The sequence below is a fragment of the Leeia sp. genome, assembly GCF_041909055.1.
Taxonomy (GTDB): Bacteria; Pseudomonadota; Gammaproteobacteria; order Burkholderiales; family Leeiaceae; genus Leeia; species Leeia aquatica.
Map to the genome: position 1 here is coordinate 17653 of NZ_JAYREC010000007.1, position 26832 is coordinate 44484.

Annotated in this window: 25 protein-coding genes and 1 tRNA gene; 17 read left to right on the forward strand and 9 right to left on the reverse strand. The window is 61.1% G+C overall.

All coding sequences use genetic code 11. The features are described 5' to 3' along the window. Nucleotides 1-55 precede the first annotated feature (55 nt). From ACE3O2_RS16105 to ACE3O2_RS16115, 3 genes are read left to right on the forward strand one after another with little or no spacing between them, the layout of a single operon-like run. Nucleotides 56-2608 (forward strand): CHASE domain-containing protein, encoded by a 2553-nt coding sequence (locus ACE3O2_RS16105; RefSeq protein WP_374339246.1) that lies wholly within the window; start codon nt 56-58, stop codon nt 2606-2608. A 26-nt stretch (nt 2609-2634) separates the two neighbouring features. Beyond that, nucleotides 2635-3201: a YaeQ family protein gene (locus tag ACE3O2_RS16110; protein WP_374339248.1), complete on the forward strand. Its 567-nt coding sequence runs from the start codon at nt 2635-2637 to the stop codon at nt 3199-3201. Nucleotides 3202-3204: 3 nt separating this feature from the next. Beyond that, nucleotides 3205-3765 (forward strand): thymidine kinase, encoded by a 561-nt coding sequence (locus tag ACE3O2_RS16115; protein WP_374339250.1) that lies wholly within the window; start codon nt 3205-3207, stop codon nt 3763-3765. A 3-nt stretch (nt 3766-3768) separates the two neighbouring features. Here ACE3O2_RS16115 and def read toward each other — a convergent pair whose 3' ends face one another. Next, the gene (gene def, locus ACE3O2_RS16120) at nt 3769-4302 is read right to left on the reverse strand and encodes a peptide deformylase (protein WP_374339252.1); all 534 of its coding nucleotides are present in this window, start codon (nt 4300-4302) and stop codon (nt 3769-3771) included. Between the two features lie 131 nt (nt 4303-4433). Here def and ACE3O2_RS16125 point away from each other — a divergent pair, with 131 nt between their 5' ends. Both ACE3O2_RS16125 and ACE3O2_RS16130 read left to right on the forward strand, forming a co-directional pair. Next, entirely contained in the window at nt 4434-5036 is a 603-nt protein-coding gene (locus tag ACE3O2_RS16125) for a lysophospholipid acyltransferase family protein (protein WP_374339254.1), read from the forward strand. A gap of 92 nt (nt 5037-5128) precedes the next feature. Next, a complete protein-coding gene (locus ACE3O2_RS16130) occupies nt 5129-6352 on the forward strand; it encodes a multidrug effflux MFS transporter (protein WP_374339257.1) in 1224 nt (407 codons plus the stop codon). On the opposite strand, the gene ACE3O2_RS16135 is transcribed toward ACE3O2_RS16130, so the two are convergent. Further along, nucleotides 6343-7116 (reverse strand): hypothetical protein, encoded by a 774-nt coding sequence (locus tag ACE3O2_RS16135; RefSeq protein ID WP_374339259.1) that lies wholly within the window; start codon nt 7114-7116, stop codon nt 6343-6345. The genes ACE3O2_RS16130 and ACE3O2_RS16135 overlap by 10 nt on opposite strands. 92 nt (nt 7117-7208) lie before the next feature. Between ACE3O2_RS16135 and ACE3O2_RS16140 the strand changes: the two genes are divergently transcribed. The 4 genes from ACE3O2_RS16140 to ACE3O2_RS16155 all read left to right on the forward strand — a co-directional run bounded on the left by ACE3O2_RS16140 (nt 7209) and on the right by ACE3O2_RS16155 (nt 11551). After that, nucleotides 7209-8651, forward strand: coding sequence for an exonuclease domain-containing protein (locus ACE3O2_RS16140; protein WP_374339261.1), 1443 nt, complete (start codon nt 7209-7211; stop codon nt 8649-8651). Between the two features lie 21 nt (nt 8652-8672). After that, nucleotides 8673-9383: a hypothetical protein gene (locus ACE3O2_RS16145; RefSeq protein ID WP_374339263.1), complete on the forward strand. Its 711-nt coding sequence runs from the start codon at nt 8673-8675 to the stop codon at nt 9381-9383. A 9-nt stretch (nt 9384-9392) separates the two neighbouring features. Continuing rightward, nucleotides 9393-10070 (forward strand): HAD family hydrolase, encoded by a 678-nt coding sequence (locus ACE3O2_RS16150; protein WP_374339265.1) that lies wholly within the window; start codon nt 9393-9395, stop codon nt 10068-10070. 140 nt (nt 10071-10210) lie between these two features. Next, nucleotides 10211-11551, forward strand: a complete 1341-nt coding sequence (locus tag ACE3O2_RS16155; protein ID WP_168878603.1) for a glutamine synthetase family protein — start codon at nt 10211-10213, stop codon at nt 11549-11551. 36 nt (nt 11552-11587) lie between these two features. On the opposite strand, the gene ACE3O2_RS16160 is transcribed toward ACE3O2_RS16155, so the two are convergent. Further along, nucleotides 11588-11998, reverse strand: coding sequence for a YchJ family protein (locus ACE3O2_RS16160; protein WP_374339267.1), 411 nt, complete (start codon nt 11996-11998; stop codon nt 11588-11590). 33 nt (nt 11999-12031) lie between these two features. Continuing rightward, complete coding sequence (locus tag ACE3O2_RS16165) at nt 12032-12199, reverse strand: DUF3149 domain-containing protein (RefSeq protein ID WP_168878601.1); 168 nt, start codon at nt 12197-12199, stop codon at nt 12032-12034. Between the two features lie 244 nt (nt 12200-12443). Between ACE3O2_RS16165 and rlmM the strand changes: the two genes are divergently transcribed. From rlmM to ACE3O2_RS16185, 4 genes are all read left to right on the forward strand, one after another. Further along, entirely contained in the window at nt 12444-13538 is a 1095-nt protein-coding gene (gene rlmM, locus ACE3O2_RS16170; protein ID WP_374339269.1) for a 23S rRNA (cytidine(2498)-2'-O)-methyltransferase RlmM, read from the forward strand. Nucleotides 13539-13626: 88 nt separating this feature from the next. Then, nucleotides 13627-14055 carry a large conductance mechanosensitive channel protein MscL gene (gene mscL / locus ACE3O2_RS16175; RefSeq protein ID WP_374339271.1) on the forward strand — a complete coding sequence of 143 codons (429 nt, stop codon included), beginning with the start codon at nt 13627-13629 and terminating at the stop codon, nt 14053-14055. Nucleotides 14056-14390: 335 nt separating this feature from the next. Continuing rightward, nucleotides 14391-15965, forward strand: a complete 1575-nt coding sequence (locus tag ACE3O2_RS16180) for a DEAD/DEAH box helicase (RefSeq protein WP_374339273.1) — start codon at nt 14391-14393, stop codon at nt 15963-15965. Nucleotides 15966-16047: 82 nt separating this feature from the next. After that, complete coding sequence (locus tag ACE3O2_RS16185) at nt 16048-17247, forward strand: class I SAM-dependent rRNA methyltransferase (protein WP_374339275.1); 1200 nt, start codon at nt 16048-16050, stop codon at nt 17245-17247. Between the two features lie 6 nt (nt 17248-17253). Here ACE3O2_RS16185 and ACE3O2_RS16190 read toward each other — a convergent pair whose 3' ends face one another. Continuing rightward, the gene (locus tag ACE3O2_RS16190; protein ID WP_374339277.1) at nt 17254-18462 is read right to left on the reverse strand and encodes a GGDEF domain-containing protein; all 1209 of its coding nucleotides are present in this window, start codon (nt 18460-18462) and stop codon (nt 17254-17256) included. A gap of 8 nt (nt 18463-18470) precedes the next feature. Beyond that, nucleotides 18471-19022 carry an RBBP9/YdeN family alpha/beta hydrolase gene (locus tag ACE3O2_RS16195; protein ID WP_374339279.1) on the reverse strand — a complete coding sequence of 184 codons (552 nt, stop codon included), beginning with the start codon at nt 19020-19022 and terminating at the stop codon, nt 18471-18473. A 111-nt stretch (nt 19023-19133) separates the two neighbouring features. On the opposite strand from ACE3O2_RS16195, the gene ACE3O2_RS16200 reads away from it, so the two are divergent. Continuing rightward, nucleotides 19134-19832: a DUF599 domain-containing protein gene (locus tag ACE3O2_RS16200; RefSeq protein ID WP_374339281.1), complete on the forward strand. Its 699-nt coding sequence runs from the start codon at nt 19134-19136 to the stop codon at nt 19830-19832. 507 nt (nt 19833-20339) lie between these two features. On the opposite strand, the gene ACE3O2_RS16205 is transcribed toward ACE3O2_RS16200, so the two are convergent. Both ACE3O2_RS16205 and ACE3O2_RS16210 read right to left on the reverse strand, forming a co-directional pair. After that, nucleotides 20340-21200 carry a methyltransferase domain-containing protein gene (locus ACE3O2_RS16205; RefSeq protein ID WP_374339283.1) on the reverse strand — a complete coding sequence of 287 codons (861 nt, stop codon included), beginning with the start codon at nt 21198-21200 and terminating at the stop codon, nt 20340-20342. Between the two features lie 179 nt (nt 21201-21379). Continuing rightward, the gene (locus ACE3O2_RS16210; protein ID WP_374339285.1) at nt 21380-21925 is read right to left on the reverse strand and encodes a DUF4442 domain-containing protein; all 546 of its coding nucleotides are present in this window, start codon (nt 21923-21925) and stop codon (nt 21380-21382) included. Between the two features lie 116 nt (nt 21926-22041). On the opposite strand from ACE3O2_RS16210, the gene ACE3O2_RS16215 reads away from it, so the two are divergent. The 3 genes from ACE3O2_RS16215 (at nt 22042) to ACE3O2_RS16225 (ending at nt 25588) form a co-directional block, all read left to right on the forward strand. Continuing rightward, a tRNA-Gly gene (locus ACE3O2_RS16215) sits at nt 22042-22115 on the forward strand. A 163-nt stretch (nt 22116-22278) separates the two neighbouring features. Next, nucleotides 22279-22881: a glutathione transferase GstA gene (gene gstA / locus ACE3O2_RS16220; protein WP_374339287.1), complete on the forward strand. Its 603-nt coding sequence runs from the start codon at nt 22279-22281 to the stop codon at nt 22879-22881. 172 nt (nt 22882-23053) lie between these two features. Beyond that, nucleotides 23054-25588 (forward strand): AsmA family protein, encoded by a 2535-nt coding sequence (locus ACE3O2_RS16225; RefSeq protein ID WP_374339289.1) that lies wholly within the window; start codon nt 23054-23056, stop codon nt 25586-25588. Between the two features lie 66 nt (nt 25589-25654). On the opposite strand, the gene ACE3O2_RS16230 is transcribed toward ACE3O2_RS16225, so the two are convergent. Further along, nucleotides 25655-26803, reverse strand: a complete 1149-nt coding sequence (locus ACE3O2_RS16230) for an ABC transporter substrate-binding protein (protein ID WP_374339291.1) — start codon at nt 26801-26803, stop codon at nt 25655-25657. Nucleotides 26804-26832: the final 29 nt, after the last annotated feature.

The window sequence follows — 26832 nt, forward strand, 5'->3', positions numbered from 1 at the left end:
TGCTTCCTGAGTCGGGTTTCCTATACTGAAACCACCCGTGTACGGACAATGTGGCATGACGCCATCCCCCTCATCATTTGCGGAACCGATGGCCGAAGAGCGCCCTGCGCGCTGGAGGCATCAATCCTGGCTGGTCTGGCTTACCCTTGCTCTGGGACTGGGCGTCACCGCACAGCTGGCCTGGCGTGCCAGCCAGGAGCGTGCCGAGCAGGCTGAGCTGGCTTTTCAGGCTTTGACCAATGACAGCACCTTGCGGCTGGAAAATCGCCTGCAGGCCTACATCGCCATTTTGCGGGCGGGCAGTGGCCTGTTTGCTTCGCGGGGCGAAGTCAGTCGGCAGGAATGGAACCTGTTTGCCTCCCCGCAAAATTTGCGCCGCCACTTCCCCGGCATACAGGGGCTGGGATTTGCCGAGTACATTCCTGCCGCCCGCTTGGCCGAGCATGAAACGCGCATCCAGCAAGATGGGTTTCCCGGTTACCGGGTCCGTCCACCCGGTTTACGAGACGAATATACCGCCATCACCATGCTGGAGCCGTTCGACCTGCGCAATCAGCGGGCGTTCGGTTTTGACATGTTCAGTGAAACCACCCGCCGCCTGGCCATGTCTCGTGCGCGTGACACGGGCGAGCCCGCCATGTCCGGCAAGGTTACCCTGGTGCAGGAAACCCGCAAGGATGTCCAGGCGGGCTTTCTGATCTATGTGCCGGTGTACCGGCAAGATCTGCCTTTGCGCAATCTGGTGGAGCGCCGTGCTGCTTTGCAGGGCTACGTTTATAGCCCGTTCCGGATGGGGGACCTGATGCAAGGGGTGCTGGGCAACCAGTCGGCCCAAGTCTATCTGGAAGTGCATGATGGTGATGATGTCGGGCCGTCCAGCCTGATGTATCAAAGTAGTGCCCCCCCCTTGGACAAGGTTCGCGTGCTGCAGCACACCCTGAATATTGCCGGTCACCACTGGACCCTGCGCATCTGCAGTCAACCCGCCTTTGAGGCTCGCTATCCCCTGCATGGGGTCTGGGTCGTGCTGGGTGCGGGCCTCATGCTGAGCGTGACCCTGGCGGCGCTGGTCGCGTCGCTGCTGGGGCGTCGCCAGCGGGCCTTGTTGCTGGCAGACCGGATGAGCGCCAGCTTCCGCAAGCAAAGCAGCTATATCGAGGCCGTGTTGGCTGCCGCGGGCGATGGCATTCTGACCGTCGGCGAGGATGGGGCCATCCTGACGGCAAACCGCGCCGCCGAACTGATGCTGGGATTGATGCCGGGTGGCGCCAAGGGCAAGGCAGTTGGCGGATTACTGCCTGACTTGGCAGGGGACACCATCCGCCGGATTGCCCATGGTGATGAAGCCGTACGCCGCGCCGTTTCCCAATCCAGCCGACATGCTGAAGCCCATGGCGAGCATGGTCTGCGCTTCCCGGTGTCGCTGGCAGTGAGCGTGCTGGAACATGCCGATACCCGGCAGGTGATCGTGGTGGTACATGACCAGTCAGCACTGCAAGCCAGCCAGCTGGCGCTGGTGCATAGTGAGGCCCGGCTGCAGCTGGCACTGGAGGCGGCGGCAGATGGCTTGTGGGATTGTGACCTGCTGACCGGAACCAGCTATTTCTCCCCCCGCTGGCGTGACATTGTCGGGGTGCGCGAGGGGGCGGTAGCTGGCGGGCTGGACGGCTGGAAACACGGTGCCGTGATGGAGGATCGCCCCCTTCTGGACCGTGCGCTGGCAGAATGCCTGGCCAGTCATGAAAACAGCTTCATGGTGGAGTACCGGATTGAGCGGTCTGATGGTGAGCTGCTGTGGGTGATGACACATGGGCTGGTGCAGCAGGATGAGGCCGGGCAGCCAACCCGCCTGACCGGCATCCTGTCTGACATCACCACCCGCAAGCAGGCTGAGCAATTGAAGGCGGAATTTGTGGCTACGGTTAGTCACGAGCTGCGGACACCGTTGACCTCGATCCGTGGATCGCTGGGTCTGCTGTCCGCCGGTGCCATGGGCGAATTGCAGCCCCAGGTGCAGCAGATGATCGAGATGGCGGCGCGCAACACCGAGCGCCTGTTGTTGCTGATCAATGACCTGCTGGATATGGACAAGCTGGAAAACGGGCAGCTGCAATGTGTCTGCCAGCCTCAGCCGCTGCTGCCCCTGCTGCAGCAATCCCTGACCGCCAATGCCGGGTATGCGGCCCAGTATCGGGTCAACTACCATCTGCGTGGGGATGTGCCGGATGTATGGGTCAATGTGGATGGTATCCGCTACTGTCAGGTGCTGGCCAACCTGCTGTCCAATGCTGCCAAATTTTCCCGGGCCGATGATGAAGTCGTGATCCGTGTCCAGATCGAAGGCGACTGGGTACGTGTAAGCGTGATTGATCACGGCCCGGGCATCCCGATGCACTTCCAGTCGCGCATTTTTGGCCGTTTTTCCCAAGCTGATGCCTCGGACAGTCGCCGCAAGGGGGGCACCGGACTGGGCCTCAACATCTCCAAGGCACTGATGGGTCTGATGAAGGGAGATCTTGGCTTCCATTCCGTGCCCGGCAAGGGGGCTACCTTCTTTACCCTGCTGCCGGTGTGTGCTGCCTCTGACACCGAGACAGAAGCGCGCTAGAATCGCGGCTTTTGCCGGGATGCATCATGGCGCTCAGCGCAACCGTATTCAAATGCAATCTGCAGCTGGCTGATCTGGAGCGCGGCCACTATCAGGATTACGCGCTGACTCTGGCGCGGCATCCCTCCGAGACCGACGAGCGGCTGATGGTGCGCTTGCTGGCGTTTGCCCTCTATGCCGATGAGCGGCTGGCCTTCGGGCGCGGACTCTCCAATGAAGATGAAGCCGCGCTGGCCCAGCAGGACTACAGCGGTGAGCTGTTGTGGTGGATCGACGTCGGTCTGCCTGATCCCAAACAGCTGCGCAAGGCCAGCCGCCGGGCACAGCAGGTGGTGCTGCTGGTGTATGGCGGCGCGGCAGCCGATGTCTGGTGGGGGCAACAGCGCAGTGAGCTGTCCGGGCTGGACAATCTGCTGGTGTGGCGAGTGAGCGCAGAGGATAGTCAGGCCATGACCCGGCTGACCCAGCGCAACATGCAGTTGCAGTGTACCCTGCAGGATGGTGAGGTCTGGCTCACGGATGGCGAGCATTCGGTCACCGTGCGACTCAGCTGTCTGCAAGGGGATCCAGCGTCCCGTAGCCTCAAGGCGTAAACCATGGCCAAACTGTATTTCCGTTATGCCGCGATGAATGCAGGCAAATCCACCGCCTTGCTGCAGGTGGCTTTCAACTACGAAGAACAGCAGCAGCGGGTAGTGCTGTATACCGCAGAACTGGATGACCGCTTTGGGGTGGGGCAGATCGCCTCACGGCTGGGTTTGCAGCGGGAGGCGCGTACCTTTTCGCCACAGCTGGATTTTGGTACCGCGCTGGCCAATGAGCAGCAGTTGGCCTGCGTGCTGATTGATGAGGCCCAGTTTCTGACCCCGGGCCAGGTGCGGCAACTGCACCGCTTTGCCCACACCCGCAATATTCCGGTGATTTGCTACGGCATCCGCAGTGACTTTCAGGGCGAGCCCTTCCCCGGTGCCATCTATCTGCTGGCGCTGGCGGATGACCTCGAAGAAATGAAGACCATTTGCCTGTGTGGTCGCAAAGCCACCATGAACACCCGCATCGACGCCCAAGGGCAGCGGGTGAGGGAAGGAGAGCAGGTGGAAGTGGGCGGCAACAGCCGTTACCGCTCGGTATGTGCCCGCTGCTTCTATCTGGGCTAAGCGTCAGTCAGTAGTGGGTGACGGTGTGGCAAGCAGGGCATCGGTAAAGCCAAACTGTTTGAGGTCACGGATGCGGGTGGGGTAGAGGGTACCCCACAGGTGGTCGCACTCATGCTGAACCACGCGGGCATGGAAGCCCTCGGCAACCCGGTCAATCGGCTGGCCATCCGGGTCCTGGCCCTGGTAGCGAATGCGCACATGGCGTGGCACCTTGCCACGTAAACCGGGTACCGACAGGCAGCCTTCCCAGCCCTCTTCCTCGACCTCGTCCAGCGGGGTGATGACCGGATTCAGCAAGACGGTATAGGGGACGGGCGGGGCTTCCGGATAACGTTCGCTACGCTCAAAACCAAAGATCACCACCTGGCGGGACACCCCAATCTGTGGCGCGGCAATCCCCACACCACCTTCCGCCAGCATGGTGTCGTGCAGGTCTTCAATCAGCGCACGCAATTCGGGGCTGCCAAACCGGGTTTCGGGTTCGGCGTGCAGCAGCAGGGTGGGGTGGCCCATTTTCAGGACGGGGCGGATGGCCATGCGGGTCTACCAGAGTGCAATGCCGCTATTGTGCCACGCCGCCCCGGCACCCGCATTACTGACCGGTCGGGTGAGCAAGGTTCAACAGAACGCAGTATAGTGAACGCCTTTTCCCGTTTGAGTGGTCCGGCATGCAGCGCACTGTATTTGAAACGCCGATACTGCGGCATCTGTTTGTACTGGTATCCCGCGTCGGGCTGTGGCTGAGCGGCTGGAAGCTGGATAACCCGTTCCCGGCGCACCAGAAATATGTGCTGGTGGTCGCCCCCCACACCAGCAACTGGGATTTCCCGATCGGACTGGCACTGTGCTTTGCCGGAGGGGGCAAGCCACGCTGGCTGGGCAAGCATTCGCTGTTCAAGAGGCCAGCCGGGCCGGTGATGCGCTGGTTGGGCGGCATCCCGGTCAAACGCGATCGTGCCTACAATCTGGTCGAGCAACTGGTCGAGACGGTGGCGCGCTATCCGCAGCTGACCCTCGCCATCACCCCGGAAGGTACCCGTGGTGTGGTGCAAACCTGGAAAACCGGCTTCTATCATGTGGCCTTAGGGGCGGCAGTGCCCATGATACCCGCCTATCTGGATTACCGACGCAAGCGTGGCGGCTTTGGCCCGGCCATCATACCCAGCGGCAATATGGATCAGGATCTGGAGCAACTACGCACCTTTTACCGGGGCATCACGCCCAAGCGGGCGGAAAACTGGCAGGCGGAGTGGCAATGGCGGCGTGACTGATCTCAACAGAATTGTCCGCCTGATTTCTGCCCGGCTGTACCTGTACCTTGTATGGTCACCCACGCATGATGGTTCTTTAGCAAGGACCGTTCATGACCCGCGCCACCCGCCACCACCCTGACTGGACCCTCGCCGCCATGCTGGCTGCGTTGGCCATGCTGGGCCCTTTCTCGATTGATACCTATCTGCCGGCATTCGCCGAAATCGGCCGTACGCTACACGCTACGCCCTTGCAGGTGCAGCAGACGCTGTCGGTCTACATGCTGGCTTATAGCGCCATGATGCTGTGGCATGGTTCGATTTCCGATGCCGTCGGGCGCAGGCCAGTGATTCTGGTGTCGCTGTTTGTGTTTGCGATTGCCACCCTCGGTTGCGCAGCCTCTTACCGTATCGAATACCTGCTGGTGTTCCGGGCGTTACAGGGCATGTCTGCCGGAGCCGGTATTGCGGTGGGCAGAGCGATGATTCGCGACCGCTTTGACGGCCATGTGGCGCAAGTGCTGATGTCCCGCGTCACCATGCTGTTTTCCATTGCGCCAGGCATTGCCCCGATCATCGGGGGCGCCCTGCATGTGGCGTTTGGCTGGCATTCCATCTTCCTGTTTGTCGGCCTGGTGGCGACCATCTTGTTAGTGGTGTGCTGGCGGGCCCTGCCGGAAACCTTGCCCCTGCATCAGCGCCAATCACTGGCTCCGCATGCGCTGCTGGAGGGGTATCGCGACTTGCTGACCCACGGCCGTTTCCTGTTGCTGGTGGCCTGCGTGGCCCTCAATTTTGGTGGCTTGTTCCTCTACATTTCCTCCGCTCCGGTGTTTCTGGTCCATCATCTTGGGCTGAAGGAAACCCAGTTTGGCTATATGTTTGTACCGGCCGTGGTGGGGATTTTCCTTGGCGGCTGGCTATCAGGCAGGCTGGCGGGCAAGCTGACACCGATGCAGGTCATGCGACTGGCGTTTGCCATGCTGGGCGGGGCGGCCCTGTTCAACCTGCTGCACAGCTGCTGGGGGCAGCCTTCGGTTTGGCTGAATATCGGGCCGCTGATGGTGTTCAACATCGGCATGTCGCTGGGCAGTGCCACGCTCACGCTGCTGGCACTGGAGTGCAACCCGTCGCGACGGGGCATGGTGGCCTCTTTGCAAGCCTCTTTGCAGGTGGCGTTTTCGGCCGTGGTCAGCGGTGTGCTGTCCCCCTGGCTGTCACCCTCCCTGGCGGGATTGTCAGCGGGCATGCTGGTGCTGAATGTGCTCTCCATCGCCGCCTGGTATGGCTATACCCGGCTGGCCACGCGGGAAACAGGGGTACCGTCTCAGGGGTAACGCCGCAGGAAGTCCGCTTCACTGCGCTGGTAGGCTTTGGAGCGCCGCACTTTGGGGAAAGCAGCCCAGAGCTGCTGAGCCAGTATCGGGTTGCGCTGGAACCAGTCTTTGGCCAGGAGCAGATAGAGCTTGCCGGTGGCCACTTCGGGGTGGGCTTGCTCGATGGTGGCCTGCAACTTTGGGGTGTGCAGCAGCAGATAGTCCGCCACCGAGCGGGGCAGCAGGCTGGCCTGCACCCGGCCGGCGGCCAGCTTCTCCAGATTCAGGATGACCGTACTGGCGCCATCATCCACCTCCACGCCTTGCTGCCGCATGGTCAGGGTAATGGCAGCACCCGATGAGATGCCCAATGGTCCGTTCAGTCCGGTGAAACGGCGATTTTCCCAGCCTACCGTATCCCCTTTGCGGCGGTACAGGGCATAAGTCCACTCCAACGTTGCCAATCGCTCATCGGGTAACCCATCCTGATCTTTCAACGGGAACACCCCCATCTGGCTGCGCTCCGGGGTAAAGGGCGAAGCGAGGAAACCATCCACCAGATTGTGCTGCAGCTCTTGCAGGCATCGGGTAATGGGGCGGTGCACCACCTCCAGCGACATATCCAGCTGATCAAAAACCATATTGGTCAGGCGCACCGCGGTGCCATCCCGCCCTTGCAGGACCATCAAAGGGTAGAAGTCCTGCTCGGGAACGCACAGGCGGAAGGCCTGGACGGGGAGTGCCGTGAGCCCCAGCAAAATGGAGACAGCGAATAAGCGGATCATGTCGGTTCCAGCGGCATGGTGCAGGGTGGTACATGCTCAGTGTAGCGGGGTCAGGCGCACCCTGCCTGCCGTATGTCGGCAAAGGGCGTACAATGCGAGCTTTCATTGAACGGCAGCATGGCATGGTGCAGCGCCCGGCGCTGGTGTGCGTGGACCTGGAAACCACCGGTGCTTCGGTGGAGCGGGATCGTATCACCGAAATAGGACTGGTAGAGGTGCTGGATGGAGAGGTGCAGGCGTGGAGTAGCCTGGTCAACCCGCAGCAAGCCATCCCGCCTTTCATTACCCGGCTCACCGGCATTGATGATGCCATGGTGGCAGACGCACCGCATTTCGACGCGCTGGCAGGGGAAGTCTGGTCGCGGCTGCAGGGCAAGCTGTTTGTCGCCCACAATGCCCGCTTTGACTATGGCTTCCTCAAACAGGCGTTTGCCGATGTCGGGCTGACGTTCCGGGCGCCTGTGCTCTGTACCGTCAAACTGTCGCGCAAGCTCTACCCCCAACATTACAAACACAACCTGGATGCGCTGGTGGAACGGCACCAGTTGCCGTCAGACGCGACCCGCCATCGTGCGCTGAGCGATGCTCGCCTGCTGTGGCACTTTCTGCAGGCCGCTGAAGCGGAGCTGGGGGCGGAGGTGGTATGGCAAGCGGTGGCCGAGATGCTGCAAGGGCCGGTATTGCCGCCGGGGCTGGATGCGGAGGCGCTGGACCAGCTGCCGGATGGCCCCGGGGCCTATCAGCTGTGGGGTGAGCAGGGGCCGCTGTATGTGGGCAAGGCCAGCCACCTGCGCAAACGGATACTGGCCCATTTCAGTGACAAACCGAGCAAGGGCTTGCCACCGGGGCTGGGCGCGCAGGTTCGCCGCATTGAGCATGTCAGTACCTGTGGCGAGCTGGGTGCCAGCCTGCTGGAGGCGCAATGGTTGCAGCAACACCAGCCTGCCGCCAATCCGCAGGGGCGCGCCGGAGCGGAAGTGTTGAGCTGGGTACTGCAGCGAGTGGGGGATGAGGTGTTTCGGCCTGTTCTGGTCTCTCTGCGCGATCCACTGCCGGATGGACAGGCCTGCCACGGCCTCTACCGCAGCCCGCGTGAGGCGCAGCAGGCCCTGCGCAAGCTGGCGGAACGCTACCAGCTCTGTCTCATCCATCTTGGGCTGGAGCAGCCGGGACGCCAAGTCAATAGTCCCTGCTTTGCCTTCCAGGGGCGCAAATGTGCGGGGGCCTGCGTCGGGCGGGAACCATTGTCCTTTCACAGTGCCCGACTGATGACCGCACTCGGCAAGCTGCGCCTGGCAGAGTGGCCGTATCCAGGGCCCGTTCTGTTGCAAGAGCCGGACAGCAGCGGCCTGCATGCCGATTGGCATGCATTGTACCAATGGCGTTATCTGGGCTCAGCCCCTACCGAGGCGGCGGCCATGGACCTGTTGCAGGCTCCGTTGCCCGTGTTTGATGCTGAGCTGTATCGTATTCTGCAATCCACCCTGCGCCGTTATCCGCAGGACCGGGTGCATCGCGTGTTGGTGCGCCCATAGCGACAAGGAGGTATGTAGCCCATGGTGATCTTTCGTACGCTTGGACGTCCCCTGTGTGGGCTGGCACTGTTGCTGGCGCTACCGGCCTGGTCGGCAGAAGCCCCTGCACACCTGACGCTGGTGCGCAGCCTGCTGGGCAACCTGAGCGCCGGGGCCAGCCACTACCAACACCAGAGCCAGATCACCTGGCCGGATAGTGGCAAAGCGACGGCGTATACCGACTGCAGCGGTCTGGTGAATGGCTTACTCTCGCGGACGCAGCCCAAGCTGCTGGCCAGCCTGCGTAGCCGGGCCGGCCGTGAGCCACAAGCCATTCATTACTTTCAGGCGGTGGCCGAGAACCAGGGTTTTCAGGCCGTCACCCGGGTGCAGAACCTGCAGCCGGGGGATCTGATCGTGATTCGTAATCCGCCTGAGGATGACGATACCGGTCACATCATGATCGTGGATGAGGCACCGGTTGAGTCCGGCGGCTCCAGCCCGCCCAAGGTGCCGGGCACCTACCAGTGGCAGGTCAAGGTGATTGACTCGAGCAAGTCGGCACACGGCCCGCGCGATAGCCGCGCGCTGCCGGGTGGCAATGCCAACGGTGTCGGGCGCGGTACCATCCGCCTGTATGCCGATCTGAACGGGGTACCGCTGGGATATGCCTGGAGCACCTTGCCGGTGTCCGAGTATATTCCGCAAGCCAGTAAAGCGCTGTTGATGGGCCGTATCCAGGCCCAGCCCTAAGGAGGGATGATGTCTGTTTTGAAGCTGCATGCCGTGCTGTTTGACATGGATGGGCTGATGCTCGATACCGAGCGTATTGCTCAGCAGGCTGGCATGGATGCCTGTGCGGATCACGGTTATGTGATGGATCGTACGCTGGCCATGCAACTGGTGGGGCGCAATTCGCGCGATACCGACCAGATACTGGCCGCGCATTTCGGTGCGGGCTTCGACCCGCTGGCGGTGCGTGAGCGCTTCAAGGCGCGTTATGAGGCGGCGCTGTTTGATGGTGGACTGCAGACCAAGCCCGGCTTGTTCGAGCTGCTGGACTGGCTGCAGCGACTGAACATGCCGCGCGCCGTGGCCACTTCCACCCGGCATGACATGGCGCTGCGCAAGCTGGCGCATGCCGGCGTGCAGCGCTACTTTGAACATGTGATCGGTGGCGATCGGGTCAGCCGTGGCAAGCCGGAACCCGACATCTTTCTGGCCGCCGCCGAGCGGCTGGGGGTGAAACCGGCGCACTGCGTTGTGCTGGAAGATTCCGAGCCTGGGGTGCAAGCCGCCCTGGCCGCAGGCATGACCCCACTGATGGTGCCGGACCTCAAGGCGCCTTCCAGCGCGCTGCTGGCGCATGGCATCACGGTCTGTAATTCCCTGCATGCCGTTATGCGTCATTTGTCGGCGCGCTGTCAGCTACCGCTTTAAAAGTCATTGTTGATGCCGGGGGAGGAGCACGCGTTGGCAGCGTGCCCCCCATCTGGTAGCATGTCTGAAAACCGCATGATGGATTTGTGTTTCACTATGCGGAATTAACAATGCAGCAGTGGGCTGCAGCTGAGGCAGACATGACCCCGATCCCCCATCACGTAGAAGAATTGCTCGACAGCCACCACATCCGCGAAGTGGAGTGTATTTTTCCGGATATCAACGGTGTGCCACGCGGCAAGACCCTGCCCGCTGCGGCCTTTGCCGCGGGCCAGGAGCTGCGGATCGCCCGTGCGGTGCCGATCCAGTCCATCACCGGAGATTACCCGGACTACCAGTTTTATGGCGAACATGACCCGGATGCGCGACTGCAGCCGGATTATGCAACCCTGCGCCCGGTGCCGTGGGCGAGGGTACCGCGTGCACTGGCCATCCACGACTGCATGGACAGTGATACCGAGCTGACCCCGCTGGCGTCCCGCTCGGTGCTCAAGAGCGTGCTGGCACGTTATGCCGGGCGCGGCTGGACGCCGATTGTGGCCCCTGAGCTGGAATTCTACGTGCTGGCCCCGAACCCGGACCCGAACCAGCCGCTGCAACCGCCGCTGGACCCGCTGGGACGGCGTGAGGTGGGGCAGGCTTCCTTCAGTTTCTCGGCCCTGAATGCCTTTGATGGCTTCTTTGACGACCTCTACGCTGCCCTGCCGGTGCTGGGCATTGATGGCGATACCTTTGTCCATGAGATGGGGCCGGGCCAGTTCGAGATCAATCTCAAGCACGGCCCTGCGCTGGAGCTGGCCGACCAAACCTTCCTGTTCAAGTATGCGCTGCGTGAAATTGGCGCTCGCCACGGCCTGCTGGTGGTGTGCATGGCCAAGCCGATTGCCGGTGTGGCGGGCAGCTCGATGCACATTCATCAGAGTGTGGTGGATGAGCAGGGGCGCAATGTGTTCAGTGGCGAAGATGGCGAACCCTCGGCGGCGTTCTATGGCTTCATTGCCGGTCAGCAACGCTATCTGCCGGATTTGTTGCCGCTGTTTGCCCCGCACGTCAATTCTTACCGGCGCTTTGTCAAAGGCTCCGCCGCGCCGATCAATCTGGCGTGGGGCTATGACAACCGCTCGGTGGGTCTGCGCATTCCCCTGTCCGGGCCGGCGGCGCGCCGGGTGGAAAACCGCCTGCCGGGTTGCGATGCCAATCCCTATCTGGCACTGGCCGCCAGTCTGGTCAGCGGCTGGCAGGGCATGGCTGAAGGCTTGCAGCCGGATGAGCCCGCCACCGGCAATGTCTATGGTGAAGCGGTCACCCTGCCGCGCACACTGGACGCCGCCTTGCAGCGCATGGAAGAGCAGGGGACAGCCGAACGCCTGTTTGGCGCCGAATTCACCCGCGCCTTCATCGCCAGCAAGGAGATGGAGCTGGCCAGTTTCTATAACGAGATCACGCCGTGGGAGCGGCGTTATCTGGCCGGGCAGGCCTGAGGCAAGCCATGCCCATCGGCAGGCCCTTCGGCAGCATCACGCTGCCGGGTCTTGCTCCCCATCCACATAGACCCATAGTCCGGCTTCGCGCTCGAAGCGGCTGCGCTCATGCAATCGCCAAGCGCGGCCGCCGACCTTGTAGCGGGCGGTAAAGCGCACCGTAGCATGGTCCGCATCCTGCTGTTGATGCTCGTGCACGGTCAGCCCCAGCCAGCGGCTGTCATCCGTCGCCAGATCGAGCTCGGCAGGACGGGTACGGCTGTGCCAGCTGGCCAGCAGCCAGTGAACGTCTTTCAGCACATAGGCCGTATAGCGGGAGCGCATCAGCGCCTCTGCGGTTGGGGCTGTTTGCTGGCCGCTGAGGATGGGCTGGCAGCACTGCGCCAAAGGCAGCGTGCTGCCACAAGGGCAATCGGGGGCGGGCGTCGGGGTGGGTTTGCGCTTCATGCGCCCTAGTGTACCCGAAGCCTGCGCTGCCGTTTACTGCGGCAGCTTCTGGCTCTGGCGGTCGTGTGCCAAGCTGTCCTCACGGACATGGCGTCGCACGAAGAAGAACAGATAAGTCGCCATCACCAGAATGAAGGCAATGACGGCCATGCTGAGTAAGCCGATGTCTGTGGTGAACAGGACGGTGATCCATTGCGGCATGATGATTACTCCATGTGAAATGAAAGCGGTACCCGAGTTAAAGCGGTACCCGAGTTCGGGGCATGCCTCCATCTAACGCCGGTCTGAACGGTTTGCACTTGATCCGCGTCAAATTCCCCTCTCGCTCAAGGGGTTATCTGCACGCGGCTTGCGCAGCCGCAAACGGGGGCCTCCAGAATCCGCTTGTCGTCCCCCAAACGGAAGAGGACAATCCGCTGCCATAGTGTCCAAGCCAGAGCCTCGCATGCGCCGTACCGTCTCCTTGTCGTCAGAGTTGCCCATTACCGGCCTGCTGGCCTATTGCCGCGCCGGGTTTGAGGCGGAGTGTGGCGAGGAATTGCTGCAGGCAGGGCTGAAAATCGGCTGCCAGGTGAGCGTAGAGGCGGAGGCGGGCAGTGGTTTTGTGCGGCTGTGCAGTGTGCGTCCGGACCGCCGTTTGCAACAGGTACAATGGGCCGACCTGATCTTTGCGCGGCAGCTGCTGCTGGAGGTGGGCGAATTGACCGGTCTGCCGGAGCGCGACCGTTTGACCCCCTTGCTGACGGCGCTGCAGGGCTTGCCGCTCAAAGTGGGTTCGGTCTGGCTGGAGACGGCAGACACCAACGAAGCCAAAGAGTTGTCCGGCTTCTGCCGCCGTTTTGGTGACAAGCTGGCACCGGCGTTGCGGCAGGTCGGGGTGCTGGTGGGGCCGGAGGATGGCGTGCGGCTGGTCCTGTTCTGGCGTAGCCATGCCCAGGTGCATCTGGCGCTGGCCATGCCCGGCAATCGCAGCGAATGGCCGCAAGGCATTCCACGTCTGCGCATGCCATTTGAGGCACCGAGCCGATCGACCCTTAAACTGGCCGAAGCCATCCAGGTGTTCATGAGTGCTGAAGAGGAACAGCAGCGTTTCAAAAGCAGCATGCGTGCGGTGGATCTGGGCGCGGCCCCCGGGGGCTGGACCTGGCAATTGATTACGCGGGGGCTCAAGGTGCTGGCGGTGGACAATGGCCCACTCAAAGGCAATGTACAAGGTCACCCGCAAGTGCGACACTTCCGGCAGGATGGCTTCCGCTTCCGGCCTGACCAGCCGGTCGACTGGCTGGTGTGCGACATGGTAGAGCAGCCGGTGCGGGTGGCGCGCCTGATGGCGGACTGGCTGGCCGACGGATTGGCGCGCGAAGCAATCTTCAACCTCAAGCTGCCGATGAAAAAGCGTCTGGCGGAAGTAGAGCGTTGCTTTGACGAAATACGGGAGCGCCTGAGCGGGGTGCCGCATCAACTCGAAGCAAGGCAGCTGTATCACGACCGCGAAGAGATCACGGTCTACCTGCGGCGTCTGTCGTCCCGGAAGCGGTAACCATCCTTAACCTTTGCCGACTGTACAGTCGGTCAGCAACTTTGAATAATGCAACACGCTGTGTGTCCCATATTGAAGGAGGTACCCGATGTTGAAAGAGTTCAAAGAGTTTGCCATGAAGGGCAATGTGGTCGATCTGGCGGTGGGCGTCATCATTGGTGCTGCCTTTGGTGCCATCGTCAAATCGCTGGTGGACGACGTGATCATGCCGCCGATTGGCATGCTGTTGGGTAATATGGACTTTGCCAACCTGTACTGGGTGCTGAAAGAAGGCACCAAGGCCGCCGCACCGTATGCCACCCTCAAGGAGGCGACCGATGCTGGCGCGGTGGTACTGCGCTATGGCGCTTTCATCAATACCATCGTCAACTTCCTGATTGTGGCGTTCTCGGTGTTTCTGGTGATCAAGCAGTTGAACCGCTTCAAGAAAGAAGAAGTGGCCGCACCTGCGGCACCGGCAGAACCCAGTGAAGAAGTGCTGCTGCTGCGTGAGATTCGCGACAACCTGAAGCGTTGAAAACGCAGCCGTGCAGGGCAGCGAATGCTGCATAGCAAAAAGTGCTTGATTTTTATTAAAAAAATCATTACAGTCTCGGGCTGTCTGTCCTGAGGGGCAGCAGCCCGGTCTGTTTCCGGGGCTTCAACATCGAACCCTGACTGTATTCCGTGGCCTTTCTGGCTGCGTGTCTTGCCACATTGAGATGTGGTTCTCCGGTTAGCGTCGATGTCGTGCGCTAGCAATCTGTCCGAATTCTTGTGTCTGCAGCCAGCCCGTTGCCTATGGTAACGCGGGCAGCAGGGACGCATTCTGCCTGCTCGCGTAGTAACCATTTTGCTTTGATAGGAAGCCGCATGACGGTCGAAACCGCCACCCCCATGTTTGCCGATTTTCATCTGGACCCGCGCGTACTGCGTGCCCTGGAAGAATCCGGCTATGAAAAACCCACCCCGATCCAGGCGGCTGCCATTCCGGCACTGCTGGAAGGGGCTGACGTGATGGCTTCGGCCTCTACTGGTACCGGCAAGACCGCTGCCTTCCTGCTGCCTGCGCTGCAACGCATTGCCAGCACCCCGCGCCCGGCAGGCTATTTTGGCCCGCGCGCACTGGTGCTGGTCCCGACCCGTGAACTGGCGACCCAGGTGTCTACTGCCGCCAGCCAGTACGGCAAGTTCCTGTCCCGCTTTGCGACCGTGACCATCGTGGGCGGCATGCCTTATCCGGTGCAAAACCGCCTGCTGTCGCGCCCGTTCGAAGTGCTGATCGCCACCCCGGGCCGTTTGCTGGACCATCTGTCGCGTGGCCGTATCGATCTGTCCCAGCTGGAAATGCTGGTGCTGGATGAAGCCGACCGCATGCTGGACATGGGCTTTGTCGACGACGTGGAAGCCATCTGCGCCATGACTGCACCGAGCCGCCAGACCGCGCTGTTCTCCGCCACGCTGGATGGTGCTGTAGGCAACCTGGCCCACCGTCTGCTGCGTGAGCCGCAACGCATCCAGATTGCGGCGACTCAGGCCCAGCAAGGCAAGATCGAACAACGCATGCACTACGCCGATGATCTGGCACACAAGGGCAAGCTGCTCAGTCATCTGCTGACCGACCAGACCTTGCAGCAAGCCATCATCTTTACCGCGACCAAGCTGGATGCCGATGATCTGGCTGACCACCTGGCCAATGAAGGCTGGGCTGCCGCTGCCCTGCATGGTGACATGCAGCAACGCGAGCGCAACCGGACCTTGACCCAGCTGCGCAACGGGCACGTCCGCCTGCTGGTGGCTACCGATGTGGCGGCGCGCGGGATCGACATTGATGGTATCAGCCATGTGATCAACTACGATCTGCCGAAGAACGCCGAAGACTACGTCCACCGCATTGGCCGTACCGGCCGTGCTGGTCGTAGCGGTGTGGCCATTTCGCTGGTGTCGCCGCGTGAGCGCGGTCTGCTGTCGCGGATCGAGCGTTTCATCGGCAACCGTATTTTCGCCGCCGTGGTGCCGGGGCTGGAGCCGCGCGTGAAGCCGCGCCCCGCCGGTGGCAAGCCGGGTGCACCGCGCAACGGTGCAGGCCGTGGTCAGGGTCGTGGCTTCTCGGGCCCGCGTCGCGACGGCGAGCAACGTAGCTGGGGTCAGCGTGACGGCCAGCCGCGTGGCGAAGGTCAGGGCGTGTCGTTCCGTGATGGCGCACCGCGCGAAAACCGTCGTGTTCCGCAAGAAGGCCGTACCGAAGGTGCACCGCGTCGCTTCAGCCAGGACAACCGCGGCGAAGGTCAGGCCCGTCGCTACGGTGACGGTCAGGCTGAATCGGCACCGCGCCGCCCGCACAGCGATGGTGGCCGTCCGACCGAGCGTCGCTGGTCTGAAGACGGCAACCGCCGTGGTGGCCGTACTGAAGGTCGCCCGGAAGGCCGTCGTCGCTACGGTGACTGATGGTCCTGTAGCTCGCCGTTAGCATTGCATGCTCCGCCCCCGTACTGGGGGCGGTTTCATTTTCATCTGCCTGGAGAAGACCATGTCAACCCGCCCAGCCACACCCAACCTGATCCTGAAACCCGGTCGCGAGAAATCCTTGCGCCAGCGGCACCCCTGGGTATTTTCCGGCGCGGTGGCACAGCAACCGGAGGGGCTGGAGGCGGGGCAGACCGTCGCCGTGCGGGCGCACGATCACACCTTCCTCGGCTGGGCCGCGTTCAGCCCGGCCTCACAGATTCGGGCGCGGGTATGGACGGCGCAAGAGCGCGACACGGTGGACCGTGCTTTCTTTCAGCGGCGCCTCAGCGCAGCGATTGCGGCCCGCCAGCCGTTGCACGCAGTGACCAATGCCATGCGGCTGGTGCATGCCGAGTCGGATGGCTTGCCGGGGGTGATTGTTGATCGTTTTGGCGATTGGCTGGTGGTACAGCTACTGTCTGCCGGTGCGGCAGCCTGGCGTGATGTGCTGGTCGATGAGCTGGTGGCGTTGACCGGCATTCAGCAAGTCTACGAGCGTTCTGACGTCGAGGTGCGCGCACTGGAGGGGCTGCAGCAGGTCAGCGGTCCGCTGCGTGGCAATGCGCCGGATGCGCCGGTGATGATCGAAGAGCACGGGCTGCGTTATCAGGTGGACATCGTCAGCGGCCAAAAAACCGGCTTTTATCTGGACCAGCGATTGAACCGGCAGCGGGTAGCGGCCTTGGCGCAGGGCGCGGATGTGCTCAACTGCTTCTGCTTCTCTGGCGGGTTTTCTCTGGCGGCTTTGCAGGCCGGGGCGAGCTCGGTGCTGTCGGTCGATTCTTCGGCGGAGGCATTGGCACTGGCGCGGCAGCATCAGTTGCTCAACGGCATGGAGGCTGCCCGTGCAGAGTGGGTCGAAGCCGATGTGTTCCAGTATTTGCGCCGCCTGCGGGACCAGAACCGCCAGTTTGACCTGATCGTGCTGGACCCACCCAAATTTGCCCCGACCGCCGCGCACGTGGCCAAAGCGACCCGCGCCTATAAGGACATTAACCTGTGGGCTTTGAAGCTGCTGAAGCCGGGCGGTCATCTGGCGACGTTTACCTGCTCAGGTGGTATGGGGGTGGAGCTGTTCCAGAAGGTGGTGGCGGGTGCGGCGCTGGATGCCGGGGTCTCGGCGCAAGCCATCGGGCGTTTGCATGCCGATCTGGATCACCCAAGCGCGCTATCCTTCCCGGAGGGCGACTACCTGAATGGACTGTTGCTGCGCAAACAGTAAGCGTATTCAGCGGGGCTGCAGCACGTCAAAATCGCAAATAACCTGATTGCGACCCGCTGCCTTGGCCTGATACAAGGCGCTGTCTGCGCGTGCCAGGGTGATGTTCAAGGGCTCCCCAGTCCGATACTGGGTGAGCCCGATCGACACCGTGATCCGCAAACTTTGGCCATCTACCTGCAAGCTGTGCGCGGCCACATGCTGGCGTAAACGCTCCATGGATTGCTCGGCCTCCTGCAGCCGTGTTTGCGGCAGGATGACGGCAAATTCTTCACCCCCATAGCGGGCGATGAAGTCGATGTCGCGCAGACAGCCTTGCGTCAGCTGAGCCAGCGTACGCAACACCTCATCGCCTACCAGATGGCCGTGCTGATCGTTGATGGATTTGAAAAAATCCAGATCCAGCAAAGCAAAGCAGAAGGGCTGCCCCAGCCGCTGCTGCAGCTTGAGCTGGGTATCCAGGCGCACCCACATTTCCCGGCGGTTATACAGCCCTGTCAGCTCATCACGACGTGCCAACCCTTCACTGCGCTGCAAGGCACGCTCCAGCTCGGTCTTGGAGGCGGACAAATCGGCCACCAGCTGGGCGTTGGTCACCTGCAGCATCACCCCGTTGTGGTAAATGCGGTGCACGCCCCAGCCATAGATCAGCGTCACTGTCAGGTAGAGCAGGCCGCCTATTCCCAGCAGGAAAGCTTGTGACTGCGTACTGAACAACAGCTGCAACAGGAAAGGAAGCCAGCTGATGACGTTGTACAGCAACAGCATGCGCTTGAAGGCGCTGAATGCGACGGCAGTGACGGCCGTCGCGGTACTCAGGAAGATGAACAGCATCAGGATGTAGGTGAACTGATCCCAAGGGGGGAATACCAGCCAGCCGACGGCGGACAGGGCCACACTGGACAGGATGGTGCTGATGCACTTGGCTGTCAGCCAGCGCGGCACCTCCTCCACCCGACGCTCGCGCCGACGAAACCAGAGGGTGATGCCCAGGTGATAGACCCACTCCAGCGCCAGCAAGCCTGTCCAAGCCCAAAGCCGAGGCCTGGAGGTGACGGGTGACAGGATATGCAGGATCAGCAGGTAGGCAAACGGGGCAATGAAAATGGTCAGTAGCCCCTGGTCAAACAATTGGCGCAGCAACTGCAGGCATACCAGCTGGCGCGCGGCGTGGCTTCCGGAATAGAGGCTGCGCTCGGCCAAGGGTGTTGCGATCATGCTGGCCATCAAGCAGGGCTAACCATCAGTTGGCGTAGCCAGTCCTGCCCGTCGGGCCACGTGCCCAGATTGCTTTCGCCATTGATATGACCGCACGCGCCCAGCAAGGTGAACTGGCTGCCCCAAGCTTGTGCCAGCTGTTCCGAAGCCGCCAGACTGCTGTAGGGGTCATTGCTGCTGGCGATCACTCGGCTGGGAAAGGGCAGGGGGTGGGCGGGAATGCCCTGAAAGTCATGCAGGGCGGGCAGACTGTCTGGCCGCTCAAGCTCGGGGGGCGCAACCAGCAGCGCGCCACGAACGCGACGGAGTGTATCCGGCTCGGCTTGTCGACACCAGGCTGCCACCGTCGTGCAGCCCAGGCTGTGTGCGGCAAATACCACCGGCCCCTGGCAGCAACGCAATGCAGCGTGCAGACCCTCAATCCAGGCCTGGCGACGCGGGTGATTCCAGTCCAGCTGGCGTACCCGCACATGCTGCGGAAAAACCAGCTGCCACAAAGTTTGCCAGTGATCCGGGCCAGAATTCAGGTATCCGGGGATCAGGATAACGGTGACCGACATGACGGTGACTCCGGCGATGAGCGGCTGACGGCTTTATTGTAGACGCAGAGCAGGCAGAAGGCTTGCCTTTTCCGTTGCTGCCATGCAAGGTGAAGGCAGAGGAGGGTGAACATGCTGCAAGGATGGATAGGCGGGTTGCAATGGGACGATGCGCTGGCATTGCTTTGGTTTTTGGGGTGCTGGGCGGGGTATGGCTGGTTGGCTGAGCGAGGGCCACGCGCGGCGCGCGGGCTGATCGGAGCAACCCATCAGCACCGGGTGGCTTGGGCAAGGGCGTTGCTGCAGCGGGAAAACCGGGTGGTGGACGCGGCGCTGGTGGGTAATCTGATGGGCAGCGTGTCGTTTTATGCCTCCACCACCATCTACATTATTGCGGGTCTGCTGGCCCTGATGGGAACGGTGGACAAGGTGATGGTGTTTGCCGCCAACCTGCCGTTTGCGCATGCCAGCAGCCGCGGCTGGTGGCAGATACGTCTGCTGCTGATGCTGGTGGTGTTCGTGTTTGCTTACTTCAAGTTCACCTGGTCGATGCGACAGTTCAATTTCCTGTGCATCTTGATGGGGGCGGCTCCACAACCCGTGCAGGATACGGCCACACTGGAATCCGAGGCGGAGCAGATGGCCCGCATTAACAGCTACGCCGGCGATGAGTTCAACCGGGGGATCCGGGCCTACTACTTTGGGCTGGCGGCGGCGAGCTGGTTCATCCAGCCCTGGCTGGTGGTGGGGCTATGCACGCTGGTAGTGTGGATTCTGTATAGGCGGGATTTTGCCTCCCCCGCCTTGTGGGCGCTGCGTGGGCAGGCCTGAAAAACTGAGCCCCGCTGTTACCAGCGGGGCTCAGGGTCTCTACTCTTTTTTCGTGCAGCACCGGCGTACAGGATGGTCGCGGGTGTCTGCATCTCCTTTGTGTTTGCGCTTTGCGTCCGGCGTTAGCGGTGGTGGGTGCTGAGGCCGGCTACTCAATCGGTGATGAGTTTCGCCATTCTCCAGTATTCGGAAGCAGCGTCAAGCAAAAAGTGAAAGCCATATTTACGTTTACGTTAACGTAAATATTAAGGGTTAACGTTAACGTTAATTAAGTGTAATGCATTGTTACTATTGAACAATTTGTTATTACCATATCGATATCCATGCAACGGGCATGAAAGTGACTTGCTGACCTGATGGTTTTTAATGTCTATGGCATGTTAAATGTCCATATAAAACATAGGGATATAGATTTTATGAAAATTTTCTCGGGGTGGATGCACTGCTGGGTTGTAAACTTATGTTCATATTTCAAATTGTCGTGAAATCACAACAATCGGGCAGGCCTTAGTGAACCTCGATCTGCAAGCCTTGTGTCAGCGCCATAACCGGTGCACCGGCTGCGTAGTTCGCACGTATTGTCAGTTTCATGCCGGGCTGCAGGTGCATCGGCTTGGGCAGGGGCCAATGCAGGTACTGACTGTGCCAGTCGATGCTGCGTGCAGTGTCCGGCAAGATGGCGAGCAAATGCTTGGTGATCAGCCTCAACGCGTTACACAGGCCGCTCTGCTCAATGTGAAAGGTATGTGCCCACTGCATGGACGCTGGCAAGGGCTGCCGATAATCCAGTGACAAGACACACTGTGCCTCGGAGCGAAGCCGGACGTGCTCGTCCAGGCTGTCGGCCTGGCGAAATAGCGGGACCGGTGCGTGGTAACCAGCAAAATCGTACTGCTGTTCAATCAGCTGCACGCCGAGCAAGGTAGCCTCAGGCAGAAAGCGGGGCAGGTTGCCAAAGTGTGCCTGATAGCGCTGACAGAACGTGCGCATGACAGAGAGTTGGGATTCCTGCAGCAGCGCACTGTGCAGCATCTCGCAGATAACCACATCCACCGGCTCGGGCGGCAGATAGTCATGCGCATCCGCGTGAATGACCTCTACTCGGTCCGCTACGCCATTTTGGGCCAGCAAATGCCGACTGGTGTTGACCATTTCAGGTAGCAGCTCTACCGCCAACACTGTCCGGGCACGCTGCGCAGCCAAAAACGACAGCACGCCGGTGCCACAGCCCAGCTCCAGTACCACTTGCCCTGGCTGGATCACGGCGGCAATGGCTTGCTGAAAAGCCCCCAGTCGTGCCTGATCGCTCAGCATGTGGTAATGGTACTGCAGCGGGATCAAGGCGCCGGGCAGGGCGGGTGAAGGCATGGGCAGTGCTCCATGGAAGGGCATGACACATTATAGGTGGGGATCGCACTGATCCGTGTCATGAACCTGTCATGCTCGCCTGCTAATGTTGCGCCCGTGTAACCGGCGCCAGACGCCGCACCGCTCCGGGCCGGGGGAGCGGAATGCATACCCGGCACCAGATTCCTTGAGGGCAACCGTTAGCCAGCTGCTTTCGGTTCCGCCCGTCGCGCCGCCAGTTTGGACTCATAGACATGGCGGTGTGCAATGTATAGCACCCGCTCAATTTCCGCGTAAACCTGTCCTTCCGCGTCCACCAGTGGTACACGATAGTGGCGGTCAATCTCCGGCTTTTGTGTCAATGCCTCTCGCACGGCAGCCAGTTCGGCATCGTCCAGCCTGAAGTCGGCGTACAGGGTGCGTTTGCCAGGGCGCTTGAAACGGATGCTGCCTTCCTTGTCCCACACCACATAGTCATTGCCCAGATTGAAATAGAGCAGGCTCATGTAGATCGGGTCGGTGATGGCAAACATGCTGCCGCCAAACAGGGTGCCATTGATGTTGCGGGTGCGCCAATTCAGAGGCAAGGTGACCCGGACATGCCGGACATCGGGCGAGACGTGGGTGATGCGTCCACCGGTACGGCGGATGGCCGGAAACCAGTTAAAGCCCAGCTTCATGACGCGTGCCGCCAGCCTAGGGTGGGCAGCAACATACAGGGCCAGCTTGCGGAACAGGGGATTCATGCCACCACCTCGCGTCAACCAAGCAAGCGCTTTATAGAATTTATATGCGATGCTGTCAATGGCTCTGTTCGTCCCTTGTGCATGACGGACTGCCTGTCGTACAATACCCATCCTTCGCGGGCGTCGTATAATGGTAATACCCAAGCTTCCCAAGCTTGTGCCGTGGGTTCGATTCCCATCGCCCGCTCCAACGCGAATTCTGACAGCGCATGCCTGTCCAAAAGGCCAACCGGAAGCGGTTGGCTTTTTTTATAGCTCGAGGACCTGCTCAGCCCGGCTTGCAAGGTGCAGATTGCGGCAGAACGGCCCGCCTGCTATGGTAGCCCTTCATCCCGTTGCAAGGAGTCATTGCCATGAAACTGTATTTCGCCCCTGGCGCCTGCTCGCTGGTGCCGCATATCATCATCAAGGCCACCAATCAGGATGTTGAACTGGTGAAGGTGAGCAAGTACAAGACGCCGGATGGTGGAGATTTTTTCCAGATCAACCCCAAGGGCAGTGTACCGGCATTGCAGCTGGATGATGGCAGCGTGCTGACTGAAGGGCCAATCATCGTGCAGTATCTGGCAGATCGGGCGGGTGAGGTGTCGCTGATGCCTGCGGCGGGCAGCATGGCGCGCTACCGGGTGATGGAGTGGCAGAACTACATTACCTCCGAGCTGCACAAGGGCTTCAGCCCAATGTTCAACCCGGCGGCGGATGAGGCCACCAAGGCTTACCACCATGCCACCCTGCTGAAGAAGTTTGCATGGGTGGATCAGCAGCTGGCAGGCAAGACCTGGCTGACCGGCGAGACGTTCACTGCGGCCGATGCCTATCTGTTTGTGGTGAGCGGCTGGGCACGCTATGTGAATATGGATACCCAGCAGTTTGCAAACTTGAGCGCCTTCCTGCAGCGCGCTGCTGCGATGCCTGCGGTGCAGGCGGCCATGAAGGAAGAGGGCTTGCTGGGTTGAGACTTGGCGGCCTCGAAAAACCCACAGCCTGGCTGTGGGTTTTTTATTGTCTGCTAGGGAGCAACTGCACTGAGACGTGACGAAGTTTTGCAGTCAGTAGACCCGTCTTCCGTTAGACTGTTGGCATGGGGCAGCACGGGCTGTCGGTATTTGAGTGTGAGGGTAAATGGGCATGCGCTGGGTAAAGCGGATTGCAATCGGGTTCGGGATTTTGCTGGTGCTGCTGGCGGTGGGCATCGGCATCCTGTTTGCCACCTTTGATCCGAATGATTACAAGGATCGTATCGTCACGGCCGTGCGTGACCAGACGCAGCGTGAGCTGAAGATCGGCGGCAAGATCGAGCTGGTGATTTTTCCGAACATTGGCCTCAAGCTGCATGATGTGTCGCTGTCGGAATACCAGAAGCCGGACGAGTTTGCACGGCTCACCGAGTTGCGTGCCGGGGTGCGCCTGATGCCCTTGCTGGATCGGCGGGTGGAGGTGGATGCGGTGACGGTGGATGGCCTGCAGCTGCATCTGCGCCGGGATGAGCAAGGCAAGCTGAACATCGACGACCTGATGCAACCAAAACCCAAGCCCGCCGGGGAAGAGCGCAAGTTCTCGCTGCAAATGGCCAGGCTGACGCTGACCCAGGCGCAGCTGGACTGGCAGGATGCGGTGAGCAAGCAGACGGCTCGTGTGCAGGGCCTGAATCTGGAAGCGACCGATATAGACCCGGAGAAAGGGGCGCAGCTCAAGCTGGACACCCAGCTGAGCGCCGGAACGCTGGAGGGCCCCACCGCGCTGGTGGAGGGTAAGCTGGGCCTGAGTGGTACACTCGCCATGCAAGCCTCTACCAAAGCGCTGGATGCAAAAGGCCTGCTGCTGACCTTTAATGGCAGCGCCCAGCAGCAAAAGGGTTTGGCGCTCAAGGTGACGGGGGACGCTCACTACGAGGCACAGCAACTGGCCGCCAATCAGCTGGAGGTGTTGCTGGATCAGTCCGCAGAAGGGCTGACACGCCACGTGGCACTCAAGCTGCCCAAGCTGCAGGCCACCCCGACCGAATTGCTGGTGGAGCAGCTGGATGCCGAGCTGAAGCAGCAAGGACAAGGACAGCAGCTCAGCGCTGCCGTGCGGGCACCCAAACTGCGGGTCACCCCAGCGGAATTGCTGGTGGATAAACTGGACATGCAGTTCGCACAAGAAGGCGCTGGGCGAAAGCTGAGCGCTTCGGTGCAGGCCCCTAGCCTGAAAGCAACAAAAGCGGCGGTCAGCGGGCAGACCATTCAGCTGAAAGCCAACTTTGCCCAAGGCAAGGACAATATGGTGCTCCAAGGCAGCATCTCGGGCCTGTCGGGCAGCCTGCAGCAGATTGAGGCCAAACAGGTGGCGCTGACAACCCATGGCCAAATGGGCGGCAACGGGCTGGAAATGCGGCTGGATGCTGCGCTGCAAGTGATACTGAAGCAAAGCCCGAACCTGAAGCCCGAGCTGCTGCGTCTGACAGGCCTATCCACCCAGGGCAAGGCTGTCTTGCCCGGCGCGCCCGCGCTGAGCTGGAAGCTGGCGGGCCAGTTGCAGACTAATCTGGCGGCCCAGCAACTGGATACACAGCTTAACGGCGTACTGGATGCCTCGGCGCTGAAACTGGCAGCGTCATTGCAGGGTTTCAGTGGCATCCCGGCCTTCAAGCTGGACGCTTCGCTGGATGCGCTGGATCTGAATCGCTATCTGCCACCGTCGAAGCCCGGGCCGGTGGCGCCAGCCCAGGGTGGCGGTGTTGTGCTGCCGGATCTGCCCTTGTTCCACAAGCTGAGCGGGGTGGCGGACATTCGCATCGGTCGTTTGAGCAAGGCACCGTGGGTGGTGAATGACCTCAAGCTGCACTTTGACGCCAAACCCGGCAACTGGCGGCTGGACCCGTTCTCTGCCCAGCTGCTGGAAGGCCAGCTGCAAGGTAGTGCATCGGCACGCTTTGGGGCACAACCGGTGCTGTCGTTGACGCATCAGTTCAGCGGGGTGTCCGTCGGCACCCTGATGAAAACCGTCAGTGGCGAGGATAAAGTCACCGGTACCGGCAACCTGTCCGGTACCCTCAGCATGAGTGGTCGCACTGTGCCACAGTGGCTGGCCACTCTGAATGGCAACAGCAAGGTGCGGGTGCAGAATGGGGCCATCAAGGGTATCAGCATTGTCGATACCGTGCAGAAGGCGCAGTCTTCCATCAACCAGATGCGGGAAAAGGCCAAGCCGGAAGCCAAGTCCAACGCCAAGACCGAGTTCTCCGATCTGTCCGCCAGCTTCAATATTCACAATGGTGTTGCCCAGAACGACGACCTCAGCATGGTCGGCCCCCTGCTCAAGGGTAGCGGCAAGGGCCACTTCAATCTGCCTGCCCAGACCATAGACTACGGGCTGCTGGCCGGGGTGGAGTACAAAAAGGATGCGGGTGCGCTGGGCGGTGTCACCGTGCCGGTGAAAATTGGTGGCACCTTTGCCGCGCCCACGTTTACCGTGGATTACGGCGCGCTGGCCAAGCAACTACTGGAAAACAAGCTGAAGATTGATACCAAGGCGGCGGAAGAGAAAGCCAAAGCGCAATTGCAGGCCGAGCAGGACAAGGTCAAACAGCAGCTGGCAGACGAGAAAGCCAAGCTGAAACAGAAAGAAGATGCCGAGAAGGCCAAGCTGAAAGACAAGCTGAAGGGGCTGCTGGGCAAATAAGCGGCACCTTGCCATGCAAAAGGCCCACCGTATGGTGGGCCTTTTGCATAGTGGCGGTTGTACCGTTTAATTCAATACCTTGCCATCCTTGCTGATGACCGCGATGTCTACGGTGCTGGAGCCGCGATGGTCGCCCGTGCTGTACTCAATGGTGTAGCCACCCAAGTCCATGCTGCCCATGGATTCGGCAATCTTGCTCAGTTTGTCGGGGCTCCACTGCGCACCGGCTTTCTGCAGGACTTCAATCAGGCTACGTGCGCCCAGATACCCTTCCAGGCCGGCGTAGGTGATTTCCTTGCTGCCATTGCGGGCTACGGCATCACGATAAGCACGGGCCACCGGTGTGGTGCTGTTGAAGGGCGAGGGTACCACCTGCGAGAGCCCAACGCCTTGCGCGGCTTCCAGGCCAGCATCACGGATCAGCTGCTGCGGGCTGATGAGGGAGAGCCCCAGCAGCTGCAAGCCGGGCATGCGTGCACGCATGGCCTTCACAAAACGCGCAGTATTGGCTTCATCTGCCACCATGATCACGGTTTGCGGTTGTGCCTGGCTGATCTGGTTGACGGCCTCGGTGACCTCATTCTTGTTGGGGTCATAATTACCTTTGGCAGCCAGCGCCAGCTTCTTGCGTCCCACCTCGGCCTCAATCGCCTCCAGGCCTCGCGTGCCAAAGCTGTCGTTGGCATAGAACACGGCAATCCGGGTCATGCCCAGATTGATCGCCTGTTTCACCAGCTTGCGGGCTTCCTGGCTATAGCTGGCACGAATGTGGAACATCTCCGGGACATAGACATCGCGGCTGTCTCCGCTGCCATTGGCAATGCCACGGATCATGTCCGAGCCCGACAAGGGCGCAAACAGGGACACGCCATTTTTCTGCAAGACCTTGCGTCGCGCGATCTGCTCAATCTGCGCAGAGCCGGTAAAGCCGAACAAGACCTGCACTTTGTCTTTCTCGATCAGTTGCTCGGTGGCGGTCACGCCTTTGCCAGGCTGACCCTTGGTGTCGATCGTGACCAGGCGGAGCTTGCGGCCGTTAATGCCACCCTGAGCGTTGATCTGGTCAAAGGCGGCTTTGGCACCATTGGTGAAGTCGGTACTCCAGGCCCCTTCCGGACCGGTCATGTCGGCCACCTGGCCGATGAGGATATCGTCTGCCCATACCGGCGAGCACAGGCTGCCGGTCAGGATGGCCAGGGTAATGAGTTTACGCATATGAGTACTCCGCCAGCCCGGCTGGGGCG

What these genes read in the sequence shown, in the direction of transcription:
- ACE3O2_RS16160 (WP_374339267.1), bottom strand. Translation starts at nt 11,998, where the DNA reads ATGAAGCGCAAACCCACCCCGACGCCCGCCCCCGATTGCCCTTGTGGC.
- ACE3O2_RS16110 (WP_374339248.1), top strand. Translation starts at nt 2,635, where the DNA reads ATGGCGCTCAGCGCAACCGTATTCAAATGCAATCTGCAGCTGGCTGAT.
- ACE3O2_RS16210 (WP_374339285.1), bottom strand. Translation starts at nt 21,925, where the DNA reads ATGAATCCCCTGTTCCGCAAGCTGGCCCTGTATGTTGCTGCCCACCCT.
- ACE3O2_RS16150 (WP_374339265.1), top strand. Translation starts at nt 9,393, where the DNA reads ATGTCTGTTTTGAAGCTGCATGCCGTGCTGTTTGACATGGATGGGCTG.
- ACE3O2_RS16190 (WP_374339277.1), bottom strand. Translation starts at nt 18,462, where the DNA reads ATGATCGCAACACCCTTGGCCGAGCGCAGCCTCTATTCCGGAAGCCAC.
- ACE3O2_RS16195 (WP_374339279.1), bottom strand. Translation starts at nt 19,022, where the DNA reads ATGTCGGTCACCGTTATCCTGATCCCCGGATACCTGAATTCTGGCCCG.
- ACE3O2_RS16125 (WP_374339254.1), top strand. Translation starts at nt 4,434, where the DNA reads ATGCAGCGCACTGTATTTGAAACGCCGATACTGCGGCATCTGTTTGTA.
- ACE3O2_RS16185 (WP_374339275.1), top strand. Translation starts at nt 16,048, where the DNA reads ATGTCAACCCGCCCAGCCACACCCAACCTGATCCTGAAACCCGGTCGC.
- ACE3O2_RS16225 (WP_374339289.1), top strand. Translation starts at nt 23,054, where the DNA reads ATGCGCTGGGTAAAGCGGATTGCAATCGGGTTCGGGATTTTGCTGGTG.
- ACE3O2_RS16115 (WP_374339250.1), top strand. Translation starts at nt 3,205, where the DNA reads ATGGCCAAACTGTATTTCCGTTATGCCGCGATGAATGCAGGCAAATCC.
- ACE3O2_RS16130 (WP_374339257.1), top strand. Translation starts at nt 5,129, where the DNA reads ATGACCCGCGCCACCCGCCACCACCCTGACTGGACCCTCGCCGCCATG.
- mscL (WP_374339271.1), top strand. Translation starts at nt 13,627, where the DNA reads ATGTTGAAAGAGTTCAAAGAGTTTGCCATGAAGGGCAATGTGGTCGAT.
- ACE3O2_RS16105 (WP_374339246.1), top strand. Translation starts at nt 56, where the DNA reads ATGACGCCATCCCCCTCATCATTTGCGGAACCGATGGCCGAAGAGCGC.
- ACE3O2_RS16230 (WP_374339291.1), bottom strand. Translation starts at nt 26,803, where the DNA reads ATGCGTAAACTCATTACCCTGGCCATCCTGACCGGCAGCCTGTGCTCG.
- ACE3O2_RS16135 (WP_374339259.1), bottom strand. Translation starts at nt 7,116, where the DNA reads ATGATCCGCTTATTCGCTGTCTCCATTTTGCTGGGGCTCACGGCACTC.
- gstA (WP_374339287.1), top strand. Translation starts at nt 22,279, where the DNA reads ATGAAACTGTATTTCGCCCCTGGCGCCTGCTCGCTGGTGCCGCATATC.
- ACE3O2_RS16180 (WP_374339273.1), top strand. Translation starts at nt 14,391, where the DNA reads ATGACGGTCGAAACCGCCACCCCCATGTTTGCCGATTTTCATCTGGAC.
- ACE3O2_RS16165 (WP_168878601.1), bottom strand. Translation starts at nt 12,199, where the DNA reads ATGCCGCAATGGATCACCGTCCTGTTCACCACAGACATCGGCTTACTC.
- ACE3O2_RS16155 (WP_168878603.1), top strand. Translation starts at nt 10,211, where the DNA reads ATGACCCCGATCCCCCATCACGTAGAAGAATTGCTCGACAGCCACCAC.
- ACE3O2_RS16205 (WP_374339283.1), bottom strand. Translation starts at nt 21,200, where the DNA reads ATGCCTTCACCCGCCCTGCCCGGCGCCTTGATCCCGCTGCAGTACCAT.
- ACE3O2_RS16145 (WP_374339263.1), top strand. Translation starts at nt 8,673, where the DNA reads ATGGTGATCTTTCGTACGCTTGGACGTCCCCTGTGTGGGCTGGCACTG.
- rlmM (WP_374339269.1), top strand. Translation starts at nt 12,444, where the DNA reads ATGCGCCGTACCGTCTCCTTGTCGTCAGAGTTGCCCATTACCGGCCTG.
- ACE3O2_RS16140 (WP_374339261.1), top strand. Translation starts at nt 7,209, where the DNA reads ATGCGAGCTTTCATTGAACGGCAGCATGGCATGGTGCAGCGCCCGGCG.
- ACE3O2_RS16200 (WP_374339281.1), top strand. Translation starts at nt 19,134, where the DNA reads ATGCTGCAAGGATGGATAGGCGGGTTGCAATGGGACGATGCGCTGGCA.
- def (WP_374339252.1), bottom strand. Translation starts at nt 4,302, where the DNA reads ATGGCCATCCGCCCCGTCCTGAAAATGGGCCACCCCACCCTGCTGCTG.